At 61.3% G+C, this 22,699-nt stretch carries 16 protein-coding genes, 2 tRNA genes and 3 rRNA genes; 13 read left to right on the plus strand and 8 right to left on the minus strand.

Translation table 11 applies throughout. The features are described 5' to 3' along the window. Positions 1-82: 82 nt before the first annotated feature. The 3 genes from CP557_RS06415 to CP557_RS06425 all read right to left on the minus strand — a co-directional run bounded on the left by CP557_RS06415 (position 83) and on the right by CP557_RS06425 (position 2,598). Positions 83-925, minus strand: a complete 843-nt coding sequence (locus CP557_RS06415; protein WP_097379156.1) for an ABC transporter permease — start codon at positions 923-925, stop codon at positions 83-85. After that, positions 922-2,007: an ABC transporter ATP-binding protein gene (locus tag CP557_RS06420; RefSeq protein ID WP_097379157.1), complete on the minus strand. Its 1,086-nt coding sequence runs from the start codon at positions 2,005-2,007 to the stop codon at positions 922-924. Before CP557_RS06420 ends, CP557_RS06415 begins: the two co-directional genes overlap by 4 nt. A gap of 111 nt (positions 2,008-2,118) precedes the next feature. Then, positions 2,119-2,598 (minus strand): winged helix-turn-helix transcriptional regulator, encoded by a 480-nt coding sequence (locus CP557_RS06425; RefSeq protein WP_245852919.1) that lies wholly within the window; start codon positions 2,596-2,598, stop codon positions 2,119-2,121. Between the two features lie 128 nt (positions 2,599-2,726). On the opposite strand from CP557_RS06425, the gene CP557_RS06430 reads away from it, so the two are divergent. The 4 genes from CP557_RS06430 to CP557_RS06445 all read left to right on the plus strand — a co-directional run bounded on the left by CP557_RS06430 (position 2,727) and on the right by CP557_RS06445 (position 4,930). Further along, on the plus strand, positions 2,727-2,912 hold the full coding sequence (locus tag CP557_RS06430; protein ID WP_097379158.1) for an NAD(P)H-binding protein: 186 nt from the start codon (positions 2,727-2,729) through the stop codon (positions 2,910-2,912). Continuing rightward, positions 2,909-3,292 carry a DUF6069 family protein gene (locus CP557_RS06435; RefSeq protein ID WP_143825035.1) on the plus strand — a complete coding sequence of 128 codons (384 nt, stop codon included), beginning with the start codon at positions 2,909-2,911 and terminating at the stop codon, positions 3,290-3,292. The genes CP557_RS06430 and CP557_RS06435 overlap by 4 nt, the downstream gene beginning before the upstream one ends. After that, complete coding sequence (locus CP557_RS06440) at positions 3,289-4,131, plus strand: NmrA family NAD(P)-binding protein (protein ID WP_097379160.1); 843 nt, start codon at positions 3,289-3,291, stop codon at positions 4,129-4,131. The genes CP557_RS06435 and CP557_RS06440 overlap by 4 nt, the downstream gene beginning before the upstream one ends. Before the next feature lie 169 nt (positions 4,132-4,300). Beyond that, positions 4,301-4,930 (plus strand): metal-dependent hydrolase, encoded by a 630-nt coding sequence (locus tag CP557_RS06445; RefSeq protein ID WP_097379161.1) that lies wholly within the window; start codon positions 4,301-4,303, stop codon positions 4,928-4,930. Positions 4,931-4,957: 27 nt separating this feature from the next. Here the strand turns inward: CP557_RS06445 and CP557_RS06450 are convergent, their stop codons facing one another. After that, positions 4,958-6,265 carry a beta-propeller fold lactonase family protein gene (locus tag CP557_RS06450; RefSeq protein ID WP_245852920.1) on the minus strand — a complete coding sequence of 436 codons (1,308 nt, stop codon included), beginning with the start codon at positions 6,263-6,265 and terminating at the stop codon, positions 4,958-4,960. A gap of 818 nt (positions 6,266-7,083) precedes the next feature. Between CP557_RS06450 and CP557_RS06455 the strand changes: the two genes are divergently transcribed. From CP557_RS06455 to rrf, 4 genes are all read left to right on the plus strand, one after another. Next, positions 7,084-8,557: ribosomal RNA gene (locus CP557_RS06455) — 16S ribosomal RNA — on the plus strand. Positions 8,558-8,696: 139 nt separating this feature from the next. Then, positions 8,697-8,768: transfer RNA gene (locus CP557_RS06460), tRNA-Ala, on the plus strand. A gap of 229 nt (positions 8,769-8,997) precedes the next feature. Further along, a 23S ribosomal RNA gene (locus CP557_RS06465) occupies positions 8,998-11,918 on the plus strand. A 129-nt stretch (positions 11,919-12,047) separates the two neighbouring features. Then, positions 12,048-12,169: ribosomal RNA gene (rrf, locus tag CP557_RS06470) — 5S ribosomal RNA — on the plus strand. The 16S, 23S and 5S rRNA genes sit together here with 1 tRNA gene alongside, the layout of an rRNA operon. 434 nt (positions 12,170-12,603) lie before the next feature. Here rrf and coxB read toward each other — a convergent pair. Next, entirely contained in the window at positions 12,604-13,377 is a 774-nt protein-coding gene (coxB, locus tag CP557_RS06475; protein WP_097379162.1) for a cytochrome c oxidase subunit II, read from the minus strand. A gap of 220 nt (positions 13,378-13,597) precedes the next feature. Between coxB and CP557_RS06480 the strand changes: the two genes are divergently transcribed. The 3 genes from CP557_RS06480 to CP557_RS06490 all read left to right on the plus strand — a co-directional run bounded on the left by CP557_RS06480 (position 13,598) and on the right by CP557_RS06490 (position 16,800). Beyond that, complete coding sequence (locus tag CP557_RS06480; RefSeq protein WP_097379163.1) at positions 13,598-15,883, plus strand: DUF6789 family protein; 2,286 nt, start codon at positions 13,598-13,600, stop codon at positions 15,881-15,883. Beyond that, the gene (locus tag CP557_RS06485) at positions 15,880-16,464 is read left to right on the plus strand and encodes a hypothetical protein (protein WP_097379164.1); all 585 of its coding nucleotides are present in this window, start codon (positions 15,880-15,882) and stop codon (positions 16,462-16,464) included. Before CP557_RS06480 ends, CP557_RS06485 begins: the two co-directional genes overlap by 4 nt. A gap of 147 nt (positions 16,465-16,611) precedes the next feature. Further along, the gene (locus tag CP557_RS06490) at positions 16,612-16,800 is read left to right on the plus strand and encodes a hypothetical protein (protein ID WP_097379165.1); all 189 of its coding nucleotides are present in this window, start codon (positions 16,612-16,614) and stop codon (positions 16,798-16,800) included. 38 nt (positions 16,801-16,838) lie between these two features. Here CP557_RS06490 and CP557_RS06495 read toward each other — a convergent pair whose 3' ends face one another. After that, positions 16,839-17,747, minus strand: coding sequence for a cytochrome c oxidase subunit 3 (locus CP557_RS06495; RefSeq protein WP_097379166.1), 909 nt, complete (start codon positions 17,745-17,747; stop codon positions 16,839-16,841). A gap of 237 nt (positions 17,748-17,984) precedes the next feature. After that, positions 17,985-19,376 (minus strand): NAD(P)/FAD-dependent oxidoreductase, encoded by a 1,392-nt coding sequence (locus CP557_RS06500; RefSeq protein WP_097379167.1) that lies wholly within the window; start codon positions 19,374-19,376, stop codon positions 17,985-17,987. Positions 19,377-19,889: 513 nt separating this feature from the next. On the opposite strand from CP557_RS06500, the gene CP557_RS06505 reads away from it, so the two are divergent. Next, positions 19,890-19,964: transfer RNA gene (locus CP557_RS06505), tRNA-Glu, on the plus strand. Between the two features lie 342 nt (positions 19,965-20,306). Beyond that, positions 20,307-21,137 carry an IS5 family transposase gene (locus tag CP557_RS06510; RefSeq protein ID WP_097379168.1) on the plus strand — a complete coding sequence of 277 codons (831 nt, stop codon included), beginning with the start codon at positions 20,307-20,309 and terminating at the stop codon, positions 21,135-21,137. Between the two features lie 381 nt (positions 21,138-21,518). Here the strand turns inward: CP557_RS06510 and CP557_RS22100 are convergent, their stop codons facing one another. After that, entirely contained in the window at positions 21,519-21,908 is a 390-nt protein-coding gene (locus CP557_RS22100; protein ID WP_143825036.1) for a hypothetical protein, read from the minus strand. Between the last annotated feature and the right edge of the window lie 791 nt (positions 21,909-22,699).

Here is a 22,699-nt window from a genome sequence, read left to right on the forward strand (position 1 = left end):
CCCACCACGACCGCTAAATCGTATCGGTTACGCCACGCCAGTCGAATCGGTCCGGCGACGTTCGGACCGATCACCGAGCCCGTTACCGGACGTCGGCGCTTGCGGCCCGGCCGATCGCGTAGACGGCGACCGACCCGAACAGGACTGCCAGTCCCAACAGGACGGCCAGCGCGGGAACGAGCGTATCCCACATGCCGCCAAATCGCGTCACCTCGACGACGGTCATCGTATCCTCCCCGAGCATCACCGCACGGGTGGCGTCGACGCCGTACGTGATCGGGTTGAACGTCGCGACGGTCTGAATCCACTCCGGCAACGCCGGCAACGGAAGGAACGCACTCGAGACGAACAGCAAGGGAAGCTGGAGCAGGTTCGCCCCGATGATCGTCGACTCCTCGTCGCGGGTCACCACGGCCAACACGTTCGAGAACGCGGTAAACCAGACCGAAAACAGGACGCAGATGCCCGTGATCGCGAGCGCGCCGATCACTCCGGTCGCGATTTCGGCGCCGAGCAACACCCCCAGTCCGAGGACGATCGCGACCTGGGCGACGATACGAACGACCTCGGCCAGCGTCTTGCCCAGGAAGACCGCGCTGCGATTCATCGGGCTCACGAGCGTCTTCTCGAACATGCCGTTCTCAATGTCGTTGACCAGCCCGATGCCCGACGTCGCCGCCGCAACCAGGGCGACCTGAATCACGATCGCCGGCACGAGGTAGGTCTCGTAGCTGATTCCCTCGAGCGCACGCGTCGCGACGCCGCCGAACACCTGCGTGAATAGGACGAGGAAGATGATCGGCTGCACCAGCGAGACGACGAGGACGAACGGGTTCCGAACCGACTTGATCGTCCACCGAACGAACGTGACCCACACGTCGCTCGCGAAGCTCCCGCCGTGCCGGTCGACGCTCGGCGTGCTCATCGATCCACCTCACCGGCTGTTCCTTTGCCGTCGCTCTCCCCTGTCCCACTCGGCTCGTCGCCCCTGGTGGCGATCGTTCCGGACGGGACGGCGTCGGTCGGTGCCGACTCGCTTCCCGCTCCCGAATCGTCCCCGGTTCGATCGCCAGTCACCGCGAGGAACACGTCGTCCAGTGTCGGTGCCCGGACGTCGAACCCGACGACGTCGACGCCGGCGTCTCGAAGGGCGACCAACAGATCCGTTCCGCGCGTCCGCGCGTCGCGCGCGGTCACCGTCACCCCCGACTCGCTTGGCTCGATCACCGCGCCGTCCGCGAACAGTCCCTCTTCGCGCGCGATCGCGACGGCCCGGTCGCTCTCGTCGGCATTCGCCAACTCGACGGCGAGGATCTCACCGCCGACGCGGCGTTTCAGCGCCTCGGGCGTCCCCTCCGCCACGACCGTTCCCTGCTGAATGACCGACAGCCGATCACACAACTGGTCGGCCTCCTCGAGGTACTGGGTCGTCAGGAAGACGGTCGTCCCTTCGTCGTTGATCCGCCGGAAGTACTCCCAGAGTCGGTTTCGCGCGGCCGGGTCGAGCCCGGTCGTCGGCTCGTCGAGGAAGACCAACGGCGGCCGGTGGACGAGTGCGGTCGCCGCGTCGAGACGCTTTTTCATCCCCCCGGAGAAGTCGTCGGCGACCTTGTCCGCAACGTCGCGCAGCTCGACGAGTTCGAGCAGTTCGTCGATCCGGTCGCTCCGCTTCGCTCGCGGAACCCCGTAGGCGTCACACGCGAACCGGAGGTTCTCTCGAGCCGTCAGCTCCGGATCGATGCTCGTCTCCTGGGCCATGTATCCCACCGTCGCACGCACGCTGCGTGGTTTCGCGACGGCGTCGAACCCGTTTACCGTCACCGTGCCATCAGTCGGTCGCAACAGCGTGACGAGCGTCTTGATCATCGTCGTCTTCCCCGCACCGTTGGGGCCCAGAAACCCGAAGAACTCTCCCGTCTCCACGAGGAGGTCGACATCGCGGACCGCTTCGGTTCCGTCCGCGTACGTCACCGCCACGTCACGGGCCTCGATAGCGTAGTCGGTCACAGTTCAGGTAGGACGACCACGGGGATATACCTGTGAGTTCGAAACCACTTTCCTACTTCGGCATTCGAACTATTGGGGTCGAGAAGGCGGACCGTCCGATCGGCGACACCGTTACTCCGTGGCTCCTTCGAGGTCGTACTCGATGGCCCACGCGTGGAGGTGGCCGAACGCCGGAAACACCCCACGACACTTCTCGGTGGGCTCGTACTCGACTCGCGGCGGGACCTCGTCGTACGACTCGCGGCGGAGAAAACCCACCGCGACCAACTCTTTGAGCCGCTCCGAGAGCGTGTTCGCCGGCACCTCGAGTCGCTCCTCTAGGTCCGAAAAGCGAAGCGGCTCCTCCGCGAACGCAAACGCCGACAGGATCGCCATCGTGTGGGCCTTTCCGAAGAGATTCAGCAACTGTGCGACCGTTCGTTCGACCCGTGCTCGTTCCTCGGGCTCGAGTCGGTCACGGATCGATTTCGCCGCGTCTCGCGTTCGCCCGGCGCCGATCCCCATCCTCCGATCGTCACCGCTCGGCGCTGTTTCCCAGGGCTGAGACGTTACACCCTTCGACTGTGCCTCGTCGTTCAGGTCGTCGTCCATACGACCGTTAACACACCACCGGCCTAATACGACAGGCTTCGAGTTATGGCTCGAAACCCGGTTCGACGCCCGCTACTTCGATACTTCGAAGTCAGGAGCTTAAGACTCGGCCACCCGAAGTACCACCCGTGAAACGCACCGTTTTCGGCGCGACGGGCCGAACCGGTCGCCCGCGCTGTCGACAGGCACTCGATCGCGACCACGAGGTCGTCGGTCACGTCCGCTCGACCGAGACGCTTCCGTTCGCAGACGAGGTGACCGTCGTCGAGGACGACAGCCACCTCCGCGAGATGCCAACGGTGGGACCAGTATGAGCACACGACCGTCCATCGCTCGTCGCGGTGTGCTGGCCATCGGCGGTGCCGTCGTGGCGAACCTGTTCGTTCTGGGCGGGGCACTCGTCGTTCTGGGCTCGAGTGGATTCGATCCGTTCAACGTCGGTCCGGTCGCGATCTCCTCGGGAGTTGGGGCCGCCGGTGCGACGGCCGTCTACGCCGTACTGGCACGACTGCGGGAGCGTCCGGACCGTCTTTTCGTCGCTCTCGCGGCGGCTGTCCTGTTGCTGTCGTTCGTGACGCTCACCGAAGCGGCAGTCCTCGAGGGTGCGACGACGAGTCGGCTCGCGGTGCTCGCTCTCATGCACGTCGTCGTCGCGGTCGTCTCCGTCGTGGCGCTCGTGGGTGACCCGCAGTGACGCACGTCCTCGTCACGGGAGCGACCGGCACCGTCGGTCGCCACGTCGTCGATGGAATTCGTGACGTGCCGGATCTCGCCGTCACTGCTGCGAGCCGCGATCCCGTCCGGGCTCGCGATCGGCTGGACTGTGCGACCGTCCCCTTCGATTTCACGGTGCCGGCGACCTATCGTGACGCGTTCGCCGATGTCGAGGCGCTGTTCCTCGTTCGTCCGCCCGCACTGTCCCGCGTTCGCCGAGACATCGTCCCAGCCCTGGCTGCCGCCGTCGGTGCCGGCGTCGAACACGTCGTCTTCCTCTCGGTCATCGGTGCCGACACGAACCCGTTCGTTCCCCACGCCCGAATCGAGTCCTGGCTCGCGGACGCCGGGCTCGAGACGACGTTTCTCCGTGCGTCCTTTTTCATGCAAAACCTGTCGACCACTCACCGCGAAGAGATTCGAAACGGTCGACTGGCCGTGCCCGCCGGCAACGGGAAGACGAGTTTCGTGGACGCACGCGACGTTGCCGCCGTCGCCGTCCGAACGCTCCGGACGAGAACCACCGGCGCATACGACCTCACGGGGCCGGAGGCGCTCGATTACGACGCCGTGTGCCGCCAGCTCTCGGCGGTACTCGACCACGACGTCGCATACACCGACCCGTCCCTCCCCCGGTTTCTGGTTTCGCGGTACCGACTCGAGGGCGACCTCGCGAAAGTCGGCGTGATGGCCGCGATTTACACCACTGCCCGGCTCGGGCTGGCCGATCGGGTGACCGACGACGTTCACACCGTCCTCGATCGTCCCCCGATCGACGTTCGGACGTTCGCCCGCGATAACCGGTCGGCCTGGCTGTAATCGATTAGACACAGCCACGGTTTCGCCGTCCGTAATATCGTCTTTCCTGCTCTGCATATACCATTCGCAAATACCGTGTCTCGATCCGATCCTCGAGACCGACTCGTCGGGACCCACCAGCGGCGGCAAGTACTGCATAACTATTCTGTGCCCACCGCAGTACCGTCCTATGTGGCCGTGGGAACACGCGATCGTCGCCTATCTGCTCTACTCGTTGTGCTGTCACACCGTTTTTCGCGATTCACCCGGCGGACTCGAGGCGTTCGCGGTCGTCGTCGCGGCGGTCCTCCCGGATCTCATCGACAAACCCCTGGCGTGGGAGTATGGCGTCTTCGACGTCGGGTACGGGATCGGTCACTCGATCTTTTTCGCGGTCCCGCTGGCGATACTCGCCGGAACGATCGCCCGCGCGGCCACACGGCCCCGAGTCGGCCTCGCGTTCGGACTCGGCTACCTGTCTCATCCCCTCGCGGACATCGTCGATAGCCTGTTTCGACAGGGTGTCCTGCTCGTCGACCTCGCGCTCTGGCCGATCGCCTCGGTCGCGGGATCCCCGCCTGGACCAGGGGTTCTCGAGGTGTTCCTCCACCGGTCCGGTCGCTACGTGAGCGCCGTCCTCGCGGGCGACGTTTCGACGTACCTGTGGATCCAACTCGCCCTCGCCGGGGCAACGATGGTGGTCTGGCTTCTCGACGGCGCGCCAGTCGCTCGCGAGTGTCTGCAGGCGATCGCTCGAGCGGTCGGCGGGATTCTGCGTCCCGACGCCCCCTCGAACCAAAACGAAACGAACCGACGATGAGACCCGTCCCCCGATCCCGGCGGACACTCAACCGCAGTAACAGTTCCCGTCCGGACAGAACGACAGTTCCTGATCGCCGACGTCGACGCCGAGCGTCGAGAGCGACCCGAGCAGGCGCTGGCTCGCGTCGGTATCCGGACGGACGGTCCCAGCAACCGCGCCCGTCGGTGATTCTCCCGCGTCGATCGTCGTCAGGACCTCCCGCTGGGCGTGATCGATCACCGCCACGTGGTTCGCCGTCTGTACCGGAACGTACAGCTTCTCTCGGGACGGGCCCCACGCGCCCGAGATCGACCGTCCGCCGACGTCGAGTTCGCCCGCAACCGTGGCCGACTCGAGGTCGACGACTGTCACGACCGCTGCGCCCGGTGTGAAGAGGTAGGCGACCTCCCCATCGGGACCGACCTCGCTCGTGATCGGTGCCGACGGTAATCCGTCGTCACGCGTGATGCGTTCGCGCTCGACCGGCGCTTCGGGATCCGAGATGTCCCAGACGCCCTCGGATCCCTCCCGCGGAACCGCCGGATCCGACCCCAGCTCCCCCTCGCCGTTTTCCACGAGCAGCAGGTCGCCGCCGAACGCGGCCGTCGCCATGAACGGCAACACCTTCCCGTCGCCGGCCGGTTCACCGACGTCGACCCGCGTGACGATCTCGAAGGGTTCGACCGACACGACCGCCAGCGTCTCGTTTGCGATCTCCGGGACGAAGGCGTACTCGCCGCTCGGCTCGAGGCTCACGTCGCACGGGCCCGTGTACTCGGTCTCGATCTCGCCCGTGACCGTCCCGAACCCGTCGCTCTCGCGGTCGGCATCGATCCGGACGATCGTATGCGTCTCGGGCTCGTCGGGAGCCGGCTCGAGCGTGGTCGTCCCACCCGACGTGACCAGCAGATGCTGCTCGTCCGGCGTCAGATTCGGATAGTTCGGTTCGTACCCCGTCTCGACGTGCCCCACCTCCTCGAGCGTGTGCTGGTCGAACGCGCGGACGCCCCCGCTGACGTTGAGCCAACAGACGTCGTACGCAGAGTCAGCACTCGTCCCGTACTGGTTCGCGGGAAACGATGCCGTCGTATCGATGAACGGACTCTCGAGGCGTTCGTCCGCTTCGGCGTCGATGACAGTTACCGTCCGATCGCCGTTGTTGAACACGTACATCGTCTGTGCTCGCTCAGTGGTGTCCTCGGAGAGACACCCCGAGACGGAAACCGTCGCCCCGACCGCGACGGACGACTCGAGGAGCCGTCGCCGACCGACGCCGCTTGCAAACGGATCGATCGGATCCGTACTCGATGCCGACCCACAGCGACGGTCGGTTCCCTCCGGTCGGTCGTCCATAGTCGTCTCTCACTGGCTGTGCCTAAAGAGACCGTGCTTCACGGTGTCGCCCACCGTTGGCACCATTTTCCGAACCCGAAATACAGGAATCGCGATCCAGAGGCGTTCTCGAGTCGATAGACGCCGCTTTGCCCGTTCACGTTTTTGCTGGCACGCCCGCGTGTGAAGGCGTCCCCCTCGTGAATGCCCAACGTAGCCCAATGCGGGGCCGAGACGACGGCCTTATCAGTTCACCCGACTTTCGACAGTAATGCGAACAACGTGGCGCTCGCCGCCGCGTCCTCCGGCCGCAACCCGGCACGGAGAGAGCACTCATATCCACCCTCTGGAAGGCAGCGGATCGGTCCGGTGCGTTCCCTCTCGAGGGTACTCGGATTCGACGCGACTCACGCCGGTTCGCCGGCGTTACAGTACGATGCCCTTATATAATGAGGGCTCGTCCTTTGAGGTACGCGGAAGTCCCCGCCGGATGCGGTTTTCGGCGTGGCCGTGATCCGATGCCCTTATATGTACGAGGGCGATTGGATATGAACGCGAAAGAAGACGTGATCGACGGGACGTTCAACTCGTTCCGTCATCCCGGATGGATCGAACCCAAAGGGGTTATGTACCCCGGACGGCGTACGATTACATCCGCAAGAGATGAGGATTCCACCCCTGCGGTCCGCCGTACAGATGGGATCTGATGTTAGCCTTGGTAGTTCGGTGACGCCCGATCGGTCGGCGATCGTTGTGTCATCGAACGTGGACCCATTATGTGTGAGTGTGTACTAACATTCACCGCCAACAGACCCTCCCTTCACGGGGAGTAATATAGCATTCCGGTTGATCCTGCCGGAGGTCATTGCTATTGGAGTCCGATTTAGCCATGCTAGTTGCACGAGTTTAGACTCGTAGCAGATAGCTCAGTAACACGTGGCCAAACTACCCTATAGATGGCGATAACCTCGGGAAACTGAGGCTAATAGCCAATACGGTTCAACGCCTGGAGTGGCGTGAACCGGAAACGTTCAGGCGCTATAGGATGTGGCTGCGGCCGATTAGGTAGACGGTGGGGTAACGGCCCACCGTGCCCATAATCGGTACGGGTTGTGAGAGCAAGAGCCCGGAGACGGTATCTGAGACAAGATACCGGGCCCTACGGGGCGCAGCAGGCGCGAAACCTTTACACTGCACGCGAGTGCGATAAGGGGACTCCGAGTGCGAGGGCATATAGTCCTCGCTTTTTGCGACCGTAAGGTGGTCGCAGAATAAGTGCTGGGCAAGACCGGTGCCAGCCGCCGCGGTAATACCGGCAGCACGAGTGATGACCGCTATTATTGGGCCTAAAGCGTCCGTAGCTGGCCACGCAAGTTCGTCGGGAAATCTGCGCGCTTAACGCGCAGGCGTCCGGTGAAAACTGTGTGGCTTGGGACCGGAAGATCCAGAGGGTACGTCCGGGGTAGGAGTGAAATCCCGTAATCCTGGACGGACCACCGGTGGCGAAAGCGCTCTGGAAAGACGGATCCGACGGTGAGGGACGAAAGCTCGGGTCACGAACCGGATTAGATACCCGGGTAGTCCGAGCTGTAAACGATGTCTGCTAGGTGTGACACAGGCTACGAGCCTGTGTTGTGCCGTAGGGAAGCCGTGAAGCAGACCGCCTGGGAAGTACGTCCGCAAGGATGAAACTTAAAGGAATTGGCGGGGGAGCACTACAACCGGAGGAGCCTGCGGTTTAATTGGACTCAACGCCGGACATCTCACCAGCATCGACAATGTGCAGTGAAGGTCAGATTGATGATCTTACTGGAGCCATTGAGAGGAGGTGCATGGCCGCCGTCAGCTCGTACCGTGAGGCGTCCTGTTAAGTCAGGCAACGAGCGAGACCCACGTCCCTAATTGCCAGCAACACCCTTGTGGTGGTTGGGTACATTAGGGAGACTGCCAGTGCCAAACTGGAGGAAGGAATGGGCAACGGTAGGTCAGTATGCCCCGAATGTGCTGGGCGACACGCGGGCTACAATGGCCAAGACAGTGGGATGCAACCCCGAAAGGGGACGCTAATCTCCGAAACTTGGTCGTAGTTCGGATTGAGGGCTGAAACTCGCCCTCATGAAGCTGGATTCGGTAGTAATCGCGCCTCAGAAGGGCGCGGTGAATACGTCCCTGCTCCTTGCACACACCGCCCGTCAAAGCACCCGAGTGGGGTCCGGATGAGGCCGACGGAACGTCGGTCGAATCTGGGCTCCGCAAGGGGGCTTAAGTCGTAACAAGGTAGCCGTAGGGGAATCTGCGGCTGGATCACCTCCACAGACCGGGACTGGGGCGTCGCCCCAGCCCACCTTAGCGGTTTCACGTTCGATCGACCAGCGTCTGGCCGATCGGGCACCTTTGAACTACCAAGGCTAACGCTTTACATTCCTGTCGCGCCTGACGGCGCGACGGGAGTGGGCCCATAGCTCAGTGGTAGAGTGCCTCCTTTGCAAGGAGGATGCCCAGGGTTCGAATCCCTGTGGGTCCATGTCTCGGAGGCCGATCGAATCGTGCCCCTTAAGTGGGGCAAACGACTTCGATCTAATCCGAACAACGAACCGATGCACCACCTCGTGTAAACGCGGGTGGGAAGGGTTAATGCATGCCGCGTCTACGGCGTGCAGATGAGACCGTGTGTACGTGTAGTCCAGGCGTCCACTGGACCCGTTCCCGGGTCACTACGTGGTCGTAACTTCTGGTTACGACTGCCGATCCGATGAACGTGGCTACTGTGCCAGCTGGTGGATCGCTCGGCTTGAGAGCTGATGAAGGACGTGCCAAGCTGCGATAAGCCTGAGGGAGCCGCACGGAGGCGAAGAACTCAGGATCTCCGAATGGGAATCCCCACCGCAATTGCTTCGCGCAATGGGGAACGTCGAGAATTGAAACATCTTAGTATCGACAGGAAAAGAAAGCAAACGCGATGTCGTTAGTAATGGCGAATAAACGCGACACAGTCCAAACCGAAGCCCTTACGGGCAATGTGGTGTTCGGACTGACGATCACTTCCCGAACTACGACGCGAAGTCTCTTGGAATAGAGCACGAAACAGGGTGACAGTCCCGTATCGTCGAGTAGTACGGAACGAGTCAGTTCCAGAGTATCGGGGGTTGGATATCCCTCGTGAATATCGCGGGCATCGACCGCGAAGACTAAACACTCCTCAAGACCGATAGCGAACAAGTAGCGTGAGCGAACGCTGAAAAGCACCCCACGAAGGGAGGTGCAATAGGGCGTGAAATCAGTTGGCGATGGAGCGACAGGGCACACAAGGTCCCGGACAAAACGAACGAGGCGCGAGCCTTCAGTAGGAAGTTTGGGAAGCCGGTGTTCTGTCGTACGTTTTGAAAAACGAACCAGGGAGTGTGCCTGTTTGACGAGTCTAACTCGATTATCGAGGAAGGCGTAGGGAAACCGACATGGCCGCAGCACTTTGTGCGAGGGCCGCCGTGTTCAAGCGCGGGGAGTCAAACGGGCACGACCCGAAACCGGACGATCTACGCAAGGGCAAGATGAAGCGTGCCGAAAGGCACGTGGAAGTCTGTTAGAGTTGGTGTCCTACAATACCCTCTCGTGACCTTTGTGTAGGGGTGAAAGGCCCATCGAGTCCGGAAACAGCTGGTTCCAACCGAAACATGTCGAAGCATGACCTCTGCCGAGATAGTTCGTGGGGTAGAGCGACGGATTGGGGGACCGCACTCCGAGAGGAGTGCGCCCCCCTGTCCAACTCCGAACCTACGAACGTCGTTTGACGCAGGGAGTCCGGTGCACGGGGTAAGCCTGTGTACCGTGAGGGAGACAACCCAGAGCTGGGTTAAGGTCCCCAAGTGTAGACTAAGTGCGATCGAAGGTGGTCTCAAGCCCTAGACAGCCGGGAGGTGAGCTTAGAAGCAGCTACCCTCTAAGAAAAGCGTAACAGCTTACCGGCCGAGGTTTGAGGCGCCCAAAATGATCGGGGCTCAAGTCTACCACCGAGACCTAGCAGTGCGGCTCACACCGCAATCTTGTAGGTTGGCGTTCTGTTCGGGTGGAAGCACGGGTGAGAACTCGTGTGGACCGTTCAGTAACGAAAATCCTGGTCATAGTAGCAGCGTTAGTCGGGTTAGAACCCCGACGGCCGAACGAGTAAGGGTTCCTCAGCAATGCTGATCAGCTGAGGGTTAGCCGGTCCTAAGTCTGCCCGTAAGTCGAAGCAGACAACAGGGAAATAGGTTAATATTCCTATGCCAGTGTGCACTCAAAGCTGACGCTTTGGGGCCGCCTGAGCCGGGCTTTCGCCCGGTCGAACTGTCGAAGAGCGTGGAAGCCGTAATGGCACGAAGCGTTCGAATGGCAGGATCGCGCAAGTCAGGTCTACCCAGAGCCCGTGAAAAAGCGAGCACACTGTCCGTACCGAGATCCGACACAGGTACTCATGGCGGCGAAAGCCAAGGTCTGTCGGGATCAACCGACGTTAGGGAATTCGGCAAGTTAGTCCCGTACGTTCGCAATAAGGGATGCCTGCCTCGCGAAGAGGCAGGTCGCAGTGACTCGGGCGCTCCGACTGTCTAGTAACAACATAGGTGACCGCAAATCCGCAAGGACTCGTACGGTCACTGAATCCTGCCCAGTGCAGGTATCTGAACACCCCGTACAAGGGGACGAAGGACCTGTTAACGGCGGGGGTAACTATGACCCTCTTAAGGTAGCGTAGTACCTTGCCGCTTCAGTAGCGGCTTGCATGAATGGATCAACGAGAGCGCCACTGTCCCAACGTTGGGCCCGGTGAACTGTACGTTCCAGTGCGGAGTCTGGAGACCCCCAAGGGGAAGCGAAGACCCTATAGAGCTTTACTGCAGGCTGTCACTGAGACGTGGTCGCCATTGTGCAGCATAGGTAGGAGGCATTACACAGGTACCCGCGCTAGCGGGCCACCGAGCCAGCATTGAAATACTACCCGATGGTGACTGCGACTCTCACTCCTGGCGGAGGACACTGGTAGCCGGGCAGTTTGACTGGGGCGGTACGCGCCTGAAAAGATATCGGGCGCGCCCCAAGATTTCCTCATCCGCGTCGGAGACGCGGAAAAGAGCGCAAGAGCATATGGAAGTCTGACAGTGTCCGGCACAACGACGGACGCTGACGCGAAAGCGTGGTCTAGCGAACCAATTAGGCTGCTTGATGCGGCCAATTGCTGACAGAAAAGCTACCTTAGGGATAACAGAGTCGTCACCCGCAAGAGCACATATCGACCGGGTGGCTTGCTACCTCGATGTCGGTTCCCTCCATCCTGCCCGTGCAGAAGCGGGCAAGGGTGAGGTTGTTCGCCTATTAAAGGAGGTCGTGAGCTGGGTTTAGACCGTCGTGAGACAGGTCGGCTGCTATCTATTGGGGGTGTTACGGTATCTGACGGGAACGATCGTATAGTACGAGAGGAACTACGATTGGGTGCCACTCGTGTACCAGCTGTCCGGAAGGGCACGTGCTGGGCAGCGACGCACCACGGGGTAAGAGCTGAACGCATCTAAGCTCGAAACCCACCTGAAAAAGAGATACCACTGAGATCACTCGTAGAAGACGAGTTCGATAGACTCGGGGTGTACGCACCAAGGCAACGAGGTGTTGAGCCCGCGAGCACTAACTGATCAAGCCACACATTCATACTACATCGCATTGGATCCGTGACGCGAGAACGGGTCCGGACGCAAACTGGACTACACGTATACTACGGTCTTAGACACACCGACCGATATTGGAATGACGACGGTTCGATTCCGTTGATCGGCATTACGGCGGCCACAGCGGCGAGGTACCTCCCGTACCCATCCCGAACACGGAAGATAAGCTCGCCTGCGTTACGGTGAGTACTGGAGTGGGCGACCCTCTGGGAAACTCGTTTCGCCGCCACCACTCATACTACATTCAACCCCACACAGCACCGGCTGTGTGGGGTTTTCTGCGTATCTGCCACTGCCCTATAACCACTGTTCCCGTAACGATTGGAGGGCACCAAACAACGCACCGAGAGATCCCGTTTCGATCGTTCAGTATCGACGCGAGAGACTCCCGAGTATCCGGGAGAGAAATGTACGCCCGGAACACTAACGTCCAGCCTCATCCCGTGGCGGCGTGCCGCGTCGGCTGGCTAACCCTCGTGCCGGGCGGGGGAACTCGTGGGAGCACCCCGGATTACTGTCGCGTGCCCGGGTTCGCCGTACTGTCATCGCACCCGAATGGGTCTGCTCGGACGGGGACTAAAGGCACGCAGCAGTTCTAGGAACCGGACCCGTTTAACTCTTGTAGGCTCGTCGGTCCCTTCGTTCGGGGCGTGACCGACGCCGGTCTCACTCGAGGACCGGTGCGTCGGTGACGTTGCCTCCGCTATCGTGTTCCTCGAGCCACTGGTCGTAGGTTTCCGAGTCGACGGCGACGATCGAAGCCGCCATTCGCGAGTGGCCGGCACCACAGAACTCGGCACAGACGACGTCGTAGCGGCCGGGGTCGGAGACGATCGTTCGAGCGCGAGTGAAATCGCCGGGGAACGCGTCCTGTTTGATCCCCAGATCCGGTACGAAAAGCGAATGGACGACGTCGTCACTGGTGAGCCAGATCGTCACGTTTTCGTCGGCGGGGATCACGATTTCGTTCTCGGTCGTCACGTTGGAATCGGGATAGGTCGCCTGCCACTCCCACTGATAGCCACGGACGAAGACCTCCTCGTCGCCGCTGTCGGGAAGGTCGTCGAACGAGTCGAGCTCGTCCCGATCGGGGTCCTCGGTAGCGATGGACTGTGATGGCGACACGTAGGGATTGACGAGGACGCTATAGCCCGAGAGGCCGACGAACAGGAGGATGATCGCCGTTGCGACGGTCCAGGTAATCTCGAGGGCGGGGTCCTCCGTGGTCGGCTCGGGCTCGTCGTTGTCGTGGAACTTGACGGCTGCGTAGACCAGGATGATGAGGACGAAGACGGTGAGCGGGAGGGCGACGTAGAGGAGTTGGTACTCGAGGCCGTCGATGAGGTCGCGGTTTGCCGACTGTGCGGCGACCGTGCCGGTGAGTGCGACGAGACTCGCCAGCGCCGCGAGCACGATGAGCGTTCGTTGACGCCGACCCATTGGCGGGGATTCGACGACCGGTCTGATATACGGCCTTCATTGAAATGGTGAATGTCAGTGTTCCGGACCGGTCGGCGGCGGTGTGGGCGTCTCGGGAAACGTATCATGGGTGGAGATACTCACGGAACTGTCAGTTCATCTTTATTGGGATCGATGGTGAGTCCACCGCTATGCACGGTGACGAGCCGCGCGATCGGGCCATCGGAGGTGACGGCTGACGATGAATCGTGCATTCGCGGAGGTCGCATTGTTTGGGGCTGTCGTCGTCAGTTGTCTGCTGGTCGTCCTGTTCGCACAGCGGTTCCGAGCCGAACCGTCGCCGGATGGTGGCTACGCGACGGGTCGCAGACGGCAGTTCACTCTCGGCGACGCGAAGGCGGCTGCCGTCCGCTGGACGACGACGACGAATCACCGCGAGATCGGGTTGTTGTACATCGCGTTCGGTACTGTCGCGGCGATCTGGGGCGGGATCGATGCGATGATGATTCGGACGCATCTGCTGACGCCAGAGGCGAATCTCTGGACGGAACAGACGTACAACGAACTGTTCACGATGCATGGCCTGACGATGCTGATCTTTTTCGTGACGCCGGTGTTCTTCGGGATCGGGAACTACTTTCTGCCGTTGCTGATCGGAGCCGACGATATGGCGTTTCCGCGGCTCAATGCGGTCGGGTTCTGGTTGCTGCCGCCCTCGCTGTTGCTCGCCCGGCTGGGGATCGTCGCGGAAGTAACAGGGGCAGTACTGGCCGTCGTGGTTCCAAACGACTGGCTGTCGGTTCTGCTCGCGTTTCAGGAGCCGGCGATCGGGTGGACGATGTACCCGCCCTTGTCGCTTGCGCCGAACCCGCAGACGAACTTCCTCCTGTTGGGGCTCCACCTGAGTGGCATCGCGACGACGATCGGTGGGATCAACTTCATGACGACGGTTATCTACGAGCGCGACGAGTCGATCGGCTGGGCGAACCTCGACATCTTCTCGTGGAACATGCTCGTTACGAGCGCGGTCATCCTCTTTGCGTTCCCGCTGCTGGGGACGGCACTGCTCATGTTGCTGTTCGATCGCAATTTCGGGACGACCTTCTTCGCAGTCGAAGGCGGCGGTCCCATTCTCTGGCAGCACCTGCTCTGGTTCTGGGGGCACCCGGAAGTGTACATCATCTTCCTGCCGGCCACCGGGTTGATGAGCCTGATCCTGCCGAAGTTCGTCGGCCGCAAGCTGTTCGGATTCAAGTTCATCGTCTATTCGACGATCGCGATCGGCGTCCTTTCGTTTAGCGTCTGGGCCCACCACATGTTCGTGACCGGGGTCGACCCTCGCGTCCGGGCGAGTTTCATGGCGACCTCGATCGCGATCGCCGTCCCCAGCGCGATCAAAGTATTCAACTGGATCACCACGATGTGGAACGGCGACATCAGGCTCGCCGCGCCGACGATCCTCTGTGTCGGCTCGATCGGACTGTTCATCGTCGGCGGCGTCACTGGCATCTTCCTCGCCGTCATCCCGGTCGACGTCATCTACCACGGCACCTACTACGTAGTCGGCCACTTCCACCTCATTCTCATGGGAATTATTCCACTCATGATGTTCGCCGCGAGCTACTACTGGTATCCCATGCTTACCGGCCGCATGTACGACCGTCGGCTCGCGATCTTCCAATCGTCGCTGCTGGTCGTCGGCTCCGCGCTCACGTTCATGACGCTGATGGCGCTTGGCTTCCTCGAGCTTCCCCGACGATACGCTACCTATCCCCCGGGGTATTCGGGGCTGCAGATCGTCGCGACCGTCGGTGCGTTCATCATCGGTATCAGCGTCCTCATGTGGCTGTACAATATGCTCTGGTCGTATTTTCGGGGGGCGCCGGTCGAGACCGCCGACCCCTGGGAACTGAAGGCGACGGAGCAGTTCACACCCGAGTGGCAGTGGTTCGAGGACCGTCTCGAGCGCGAGCGCGGGGTCCCGCCGAGCGAGCCCGAGGAGGTCCGTCCGTCGTACGTGCCCGCACGGGGCGAGCGACCGCTGTCGCTGTACGGTCGGATCAGGCCGGTCGCCCAAACCGTCGCGAACGACGCCGGTATCGGTGCGGCTGGGGGGTTCGTCGGAACGATGTTGATGACGGGGGTCCTCCTCGTCGCAGTCGCGCTGGGCGTGTTCGACCTCGAGTCCATCGCGACCCTCGCGACGTTCGTCGGATTGCCGGCGGACCTCGCGCTCGGATACGGGCTTTTCCTCGTCGGTGGGATGACGGTCTGGCCGCTCTTGTTCCTCTCGCTGGGCGAGTACCTGCCGGGCGAGCTCACGCTCGTCACCGGGTTGTGGTATGCGACGGTCATCGCGACGGGGTTCGCGCTCGCCTTCTATACTGGCCAGCCCGGGCTCGAGCTGGTGACGTACCTCATCTTCGTAGTGCTGGCCCACTGGATCTACGGCCTGGGGTTGGCCGGGACGATCACCTATCTGGGCGGTCGCCAGCGGCGTCCCTCCACGGAGGACGGGAAGGAATGAGCGGCAGTGACGAGACACCTTCCGACGCGACGGAGTCGCCGGCCACCGACGAGACGGGGCCGGTCGAACCGACTGCGGGATCGGAATCGCTGCTGTTGACCTACGCCGCACCTTTTCTGGGGGTCCTCCTGATCGCCGCCGGCCTCCCGCTCGCGATCGTCGGCGGCTACGTCGTCGTGCAGGACAGCGTCGGCCTCTGTGGGACGCCCACGATCACGGCGACGCCGGTCGAGGAAGACGATACACCTCCGGAAACCGTCGAGACGATCCCGGCAACGGACCTCACACCGGCCGAGCGGCAGGCTCTCGAGGAGGCGATCGACAGCCCGCTGCGGGAAGGGAGGGTCGACGGTGACCTCGGGAACCGGGCGGCGCTACTCGAGGGAGCGCTCGTCGAGTACGAGGGCGAGCGGTACTACGTCCAGATCGCGTCCCGGAACTCCTGTCTCGAGGTCGAACCGCTGTTGTTCCCGATCGGCGCGATCGCGATACTCGTCGGGATCGTGGGCGTACTGACGCCGCCGATCTACCGGCGGATGGCAGGGTTCGAAGAGCGGATGGACCGTGAACGGAGGGATTGATACGGTCTGCTGTCCCGATGGACCGTCGACCTCGAGTAGCCAATCCGATACGTGGGGCCGAAACACTGTCGTCGTCCGCAGACTGGACGCAGTCGATCCGTCACCGGGGTTTTTCCTCGGTAGCTGTGGTACGGATCTCTCCCAGAGGTGACCCTAGTGGGCAACGACGACAAACGACGAGCGGCGGCCGAATGCGACGAGTGCGGCGAGATCGGTATCGTCCAGATCTGGCCCGACGGCAGTCTACAGCCACTCGGTCAATCGAATTTCTGTGACTGCGAGTCACCGTCGCTGGCGGTCCTCGAGACGGATCTCGACCACGACGAGATACCGTGATCCTGTCCGCGGCGATCGCGATCGGCCGTGTGCCCCTCTTACACCGACGCACCGACGTAGAGAACGACGACGAGGAAGAGCCAGACGAGGTCGACGAAGTGCCAGTACAGCGAGACGGTCGCGACCGACGTATCGCGATTCGGGCCGTAGTGTCCCCGGAGTGCTCGCCAACAGAGGACGGCGATGGCTCCGACGCCGAGTGCGACGTGGAACCCGTGGAGCCCGGTCAGACCGAAGAAGGCTGTCCCGAAGACCCCGCTCGTGAGGGTAAATCCCTCCGCGGCGACGAACTCGTAGTACTCGTAGGCCTGCCCGGCGAGGAAGACGAGTCCGAGCACGAGCGTCGTCCCGAGCAGTCCGAGGAATCGTCGCCGGTCGCCGTCCTCGAGCGCCTCGTGTGCGTAGTGAAAGGTGACGCTGCTGGCGACCAGGATGGTGGTGTTGACGATCACGAGGGAGCCAAGCAGCGGCGGTAACTCCTCGGGCGGCCACGTCCCGATCCTGACGAAAAAGTAGTAGACGAACAGCGCACCGAACGTCGACACGTCGGTCGCGAGAAAGAGCAGGGTCGTCGAAACGTACGATTCGCGGGACGTGGGGCTGCCGTGGGGGCCTCGAGCGGCCGGCAGAAACGCCTGATCGATCCAGCCCGCGACGCCGGCCAGCAGGACGATCGTTCCGACGACGGCGAGGGCGATGCCGATCACCGACGGAAGGAGATCGGTGACGTCCCCGAAGATGGAGATCGCGACGCCGCCGTAGAGTCCGGCGGCTCCGGCGGCGGCGACGAGCGGCCAGCGACTGCGGTGGTCGTGCTCGTCGTGGTCGCCGCGACCGCGGTGGTCGCCGTACTCCTCGGGTGCCTGCCCCTCGGGAACGCGGTGGCCGGAGCCGTCGGCTCGAGACACGTGCTCGTCGGACGAAGGGGTGTGTCCACCGGAGCCCATACCGCCGCTTCCACGTCGATCCCGAAAAAGGACCACCGCGTACAGGCAGTTAGTCCGTCCTTACATCGGCTGGTTGCGACCGTATGCGAGCCGGCTCCTTCGAGTCACACCACACAGCCGGGTTATCGGACGCGGGAACCCCGGGAAGTGGCCGATTCATACGGACCGTTGGTAGTCAGTGCTGGCACCCTCACGACCCGTCCGCGGGGTCGCCGGTCGACGGACGGCCGGTCCGTCTCAGTAGAAGTAGTCGGCTTCCGACAGCTGGACGTAGCGACCGTCGCGGTAGGAGAACTTCTTGTGCTTGTACGTCGCGAGGATCTTTGCGGCGTCGAAGCCGGCGGAGTACTTCTTGGTGACCAGGGCGTTTTCCGTCCCGTTGCCCTGCATATCGGTGATCGTGTCGAACGCCCAGTCCCAGTCGTCAGGCCCGTAGTCCGCGACGATGTCGGCGAACGAGACGTTGCGCAGGATCTCGTCGCCGATCGCGTCCTTCCAGATGTCGTTGTAGTTCTCGAGGGAGTCAGTGGCCGCGAGTCGGCCGGCGATCTTGCCGGTGCGGACGGCGACGTGGTACCCTCCCTCGTGGAACGCCGAGGTCGTGCCCATCGCACCGCCGGCGACGGCGATGTTCGCACCGACGGGCGATTCGATCGGTCGGGTCGAGGAGATCGGGTAGGTTTCGGTCCCCTTCGACTTGCCGCGATCTTCGACGCGAGGGATGTCTTCCTCGACGTCGTACTCGTCGCCGTACTCCTGTTCCAGGAGGCGGCTGATGTACTCCGCACCCGAGGGGATCCGATCGTCCTCGGGCCGCAGGAGTTTGTAGCTACCGGGGTTGTCGACGTCCGCGAGGCTCATGCCGATGGGCATCGTCAGCCCGACGCGGGCGATCGTGCCGTCGTTCGGGAAGATCCAGGGATAGGCGGTCTCGCCGGGCATGTAGCCCCACCAGAACTTCAGGCGATCCTCGAACTCCGCGAACAGTTCGTCGGGGAACTCCCGATACTCCTGATAGGCGATGTGGTTCGCATCCGGGGGCGAGAGGTAATCGGAGACGCTCCGGCCGGGGGCCGTGAACTGATCGAGGGCATCGAGCGTGATCCGGCGCTGTGGGCCGTCCGCGAGGACGACGTACTGGGCCTCGAGTTCGTCGCCGGTCGAGAGGGTCAGCGTGTGGGTCGGGCCCGCCGGGCTCGAGGCCCGGAGATCGGTTTCGAGGTCCTTGACTCCGATTCCGACGCGCAGGTCCGCGCCCGCGTCGGCCGCGCGTTCGTGGAGCCAGTCGTCCATGCGCGCGCGGTGGAAGGTGTAGCCGAAGTTGGGATAGCTGGCGTCCATCCCCGTCGACGTCAACTCAACGGTGCTGTTCGGACCGACGAACTCCGTCCCCTCGAGTTCCCGATGAATGACTTCCTCGGGGATCTCCCGGTAGTCGAAGTCCATGATGTCGATCCAATAATCGAGCATCCCGGCGGCGTCGGTCGAATCCGGGCCGACCCCGTCCCGATCCTCTCGAGGGACTCCCTGCTCGAAGAGGACCGTCTCTGCGCCGTGGGCAGCGGCCCGTTCGGCTGCGGACGCTCCGGCGGGGCCGCCGCCGACGATCGCGACGTCTACGCGTTCCATACGGCGTGGAGACTCATTGAGCCATTATAAAAACTGCGAGGCGAATTTCCCAGGGCGTCAAGGTGCGTGCGAAGCCGGCCGCTGGGACGAGAACGGCCCCGGCAGCGATCTCCCGGCGGACGCCTGCTGTGGTGACGAAGTCGAATCGAACAGGACGTGCCCGAGGATATACGCACCGACCCCCGCCCGACGGCACTCGGGCCGGGTCGGCGAGCGCGGCTCGCAGGGGTCGTCTGACGATTCTTCGGCGACGAGGGCGGTGGTGCCGTCGACGCGGTCGACGTGACACCGACGATCGTCGATCTGCTGGGGCTCGAGGACGCACTCTCGATGGCGGTCGGTGGGATGTCGGTCCGTGACGACGGGCAGTGAGCGGAGAGAACCGATCCCTCGAGAGCGACAGCACGGTTGTTGTTGTCGAGGTAACAGGTCGACGTGCGTGATATCGTGCCACTGCCGGACGGGAACGGAACCCTTTTCATTAGCCCTCGGCAACAATCAGTTGCGACCCACGCTCCGTTGGTGTAGTCCGGCCAATCATTTCGGCCTTTCGAGCCGATGACCTGGGTTCAAATCCCAGACGGAGCACTTCTACGGTGGTTTTACGGCACTTTAGCTATTGGCCTCTATAGGCCGATGAAGTTAACCGGATCAATTTTTGCCGGAATAACCCCCAATCCATTTTATCGGTGTCCATTATAAACGCTAGACCGATAGAGGTAGAGCCGTTCAACGGCCGGCTTTTGGATTCAGGATTTAGGAAGTATTCATCACTGACCAAATGAACCGTATCGAAGATGATCCAATGACCCTGCTCGAAGGCCTTCGATAGAAACCACAGGAGGGATCAAAGGGCTGCGTTGAATCACTAGATGGCGTCGGGGAAGGTCAGTAAATCGAAGGAGTTGAAGCGGGAAAATTTGGTTGTCCATGACACAAATCTCCCGCTTCACCGAGCGTTGCGTCTCGATTGCACAAAGAGTTACGGGTGAACGAGGCGAATCCGCCGCCCCGACTGGTGGCGGCGGATTCGCCGACTATGCCCTCATTTCGCTGCATTGCCTCCGGATTTACCTCGATACGTCCTACCGGATGACGATCGATCTGTTGAAGGAAATGCCGCAAATAACAGGGGATATCGGCCTTGACGTGGCCGATCTCCCCGCTCCATCTACGCTGTGTAAGGCGTTTGATCGGATCGAAATGAGTGTCTGTCGAGTGCTACTGCACCAGTCGGCGCAGTTGCACAACCCCTCTGAACACGCTGCTATCGACGCAACATTCTACGAACGTGATCGTGCGAGCCGCCACTACTGCCACCGAACCAATTACCGCGTTCAAACGCTCAAAGTTACAAAACTCGTCGATACAGCAACGCAAGCTGTTCTCGATCTTCACTGCTCAACGACGTTAGAAGGAAGCGACGCAGACCTCGCCGAGCAGATCGCCCGCCGGAACGCGGGCGATCTGCGATCCCTTGCCGCTGACAAGGGCTACGATAAGCAAGCGCTCCGCGACCAGCTCCGCAAACTCGACATTCGCCCGCTGATCAAACACCGGATCTTCGCTCCCTACGATCACGCTCACAACGCTCGTATTGACGAAGATCGGTACGCTCAGCGATCAATGACTGAAACCGTGAACTCCGCCATCAAGCGCTCGCTCGGCTACGCCGTGCGAGCGCGTACCTGGTATCGAGAGTTCCGTGAAATTACCCTGATGTGTGTCGTCTATAACATCAAGCGGGCTGTCAAACAGTGAAATCCACCGCTGTATGGCGATTCAACACAGCCGATCAAAGCCAATCGTAGCCTGCTGGTGTTGCGTGGAATACGTTCACATCCGGAAATTCGGTCGAGATCTTCTGAATAACCGCCTTGCCGATCTTCTGGTTGATATTCGAGGACGGCAGATTATCACGAGCGGGTTTGAACAACCGCAGTGGATCATAGTTGGCAAATAGAACGACATGGCTCTGTTGAAATCCTATTTTCTCGACACCTTTCTTGCCAGAATAGTCGTTAGGCAGGTGGGGGACTGATAGTTAGAGAAGTCACCAGTTTCGATGGATATTATGCGAGCGTGCTGCATACACAGCGCAAATACAGCAGATTTAGCATTGAGAAACTAACCCGTAATAGGTTAGCTGAGCAAATTGTGAAGCCTCGTTTTACCGGGCCATACCCATATAATCAGATAGATCACGATGACAGTGATGACTGCGGTGGAACCGATAAAGAGCGCACCCAAGAGAGCAGGTGAGTAAAGGAACAACCCTGGAGGCGTATCGCCTCCACATTTATTCAATATGTCGAAAATAATGGCTGGAATAGCGAGAACAGTCGTGGGGAAAATAATCAATATGCTGAATGTCTCCAATGCCCATACTGGTGTAGACGTGAGAAAAGCGAGACCTACTAAAAACAGCCAACTCATACCCGACAGTGCCGGTAAATACCACCATTTGTCCGTGTAAGTGGCAATAGATTCGAATGATCGGCGAATCTTAAACGGGTCGCTTTCAATACTCATATTTGACACTTGTAATCACCTATTGTAACGTTTTTGCTCACAAAGATAGATTCCCTCTATACTAATCCCTCTGTATCGGTCACGGCGCTTCTGACGAAAATCAGGGGATGTTACGACCTGGTTCGCTCCACCGTCGATCTACACCTACACTGTTCAGAGTGTTTTATCGATATTGTGAGTGAGACAGCCGACAACGAGTTCACGGTTGTGACGCGATAGGCGAGCGGGAACTCGTCTCACTCGAGTTTTCGGAAGCAGTTGTGACAGAACGACGCGAACGAATCGTTTCCGGCGGCGCAGACTCCACACTGGCCGTCACGAGTCGTCGATGGCCGCGACTCGGACGGGGGCGTAAAGAGGCTTTTCCGCGGGTCGGCGTACGCATCGATGATGTCACCCCACGTGACCGCCGGATCAGTATCGGTGTTCCCTGCGCGGGTCCTCGTGCGTGAAAGCAGTGAACTGCGTTGCATGCGGAGAAGTCCGTGCCAGAGTCCGAGGAAGAAGAGCGACGGGAGGAGGCAGAGCAAAAGAACCGCTCCAACGAGTACGAGGCTCATAGAGGGCGGTTCGTCTCGCCCACTATAGTCACACTCGTGCAATCGTTCGCGAGTAATATACGTCCCAGCGATCACCGCTGGTCGGGTCTCCAGTTCGATCCGATACGATCGGGCGGCGTGTGAACGGCGAGTCACGTAGACTGAGCGCGTGCGACCTGAGAGCGGAGCCGTTCGTCTATCCTGTACGTAACGTTACGAAACCAGCGTTAAGTAGAATCCATCACTCACGCC

It is taken from the genome of Natrinema ejinorense, assembly GCF_002494345.1.
Lineage (GTDB): Archaea > Halobacteriota > Halobacteria > Halobacteriales > Natrialbaceae > Natrinema > Natrinema longum.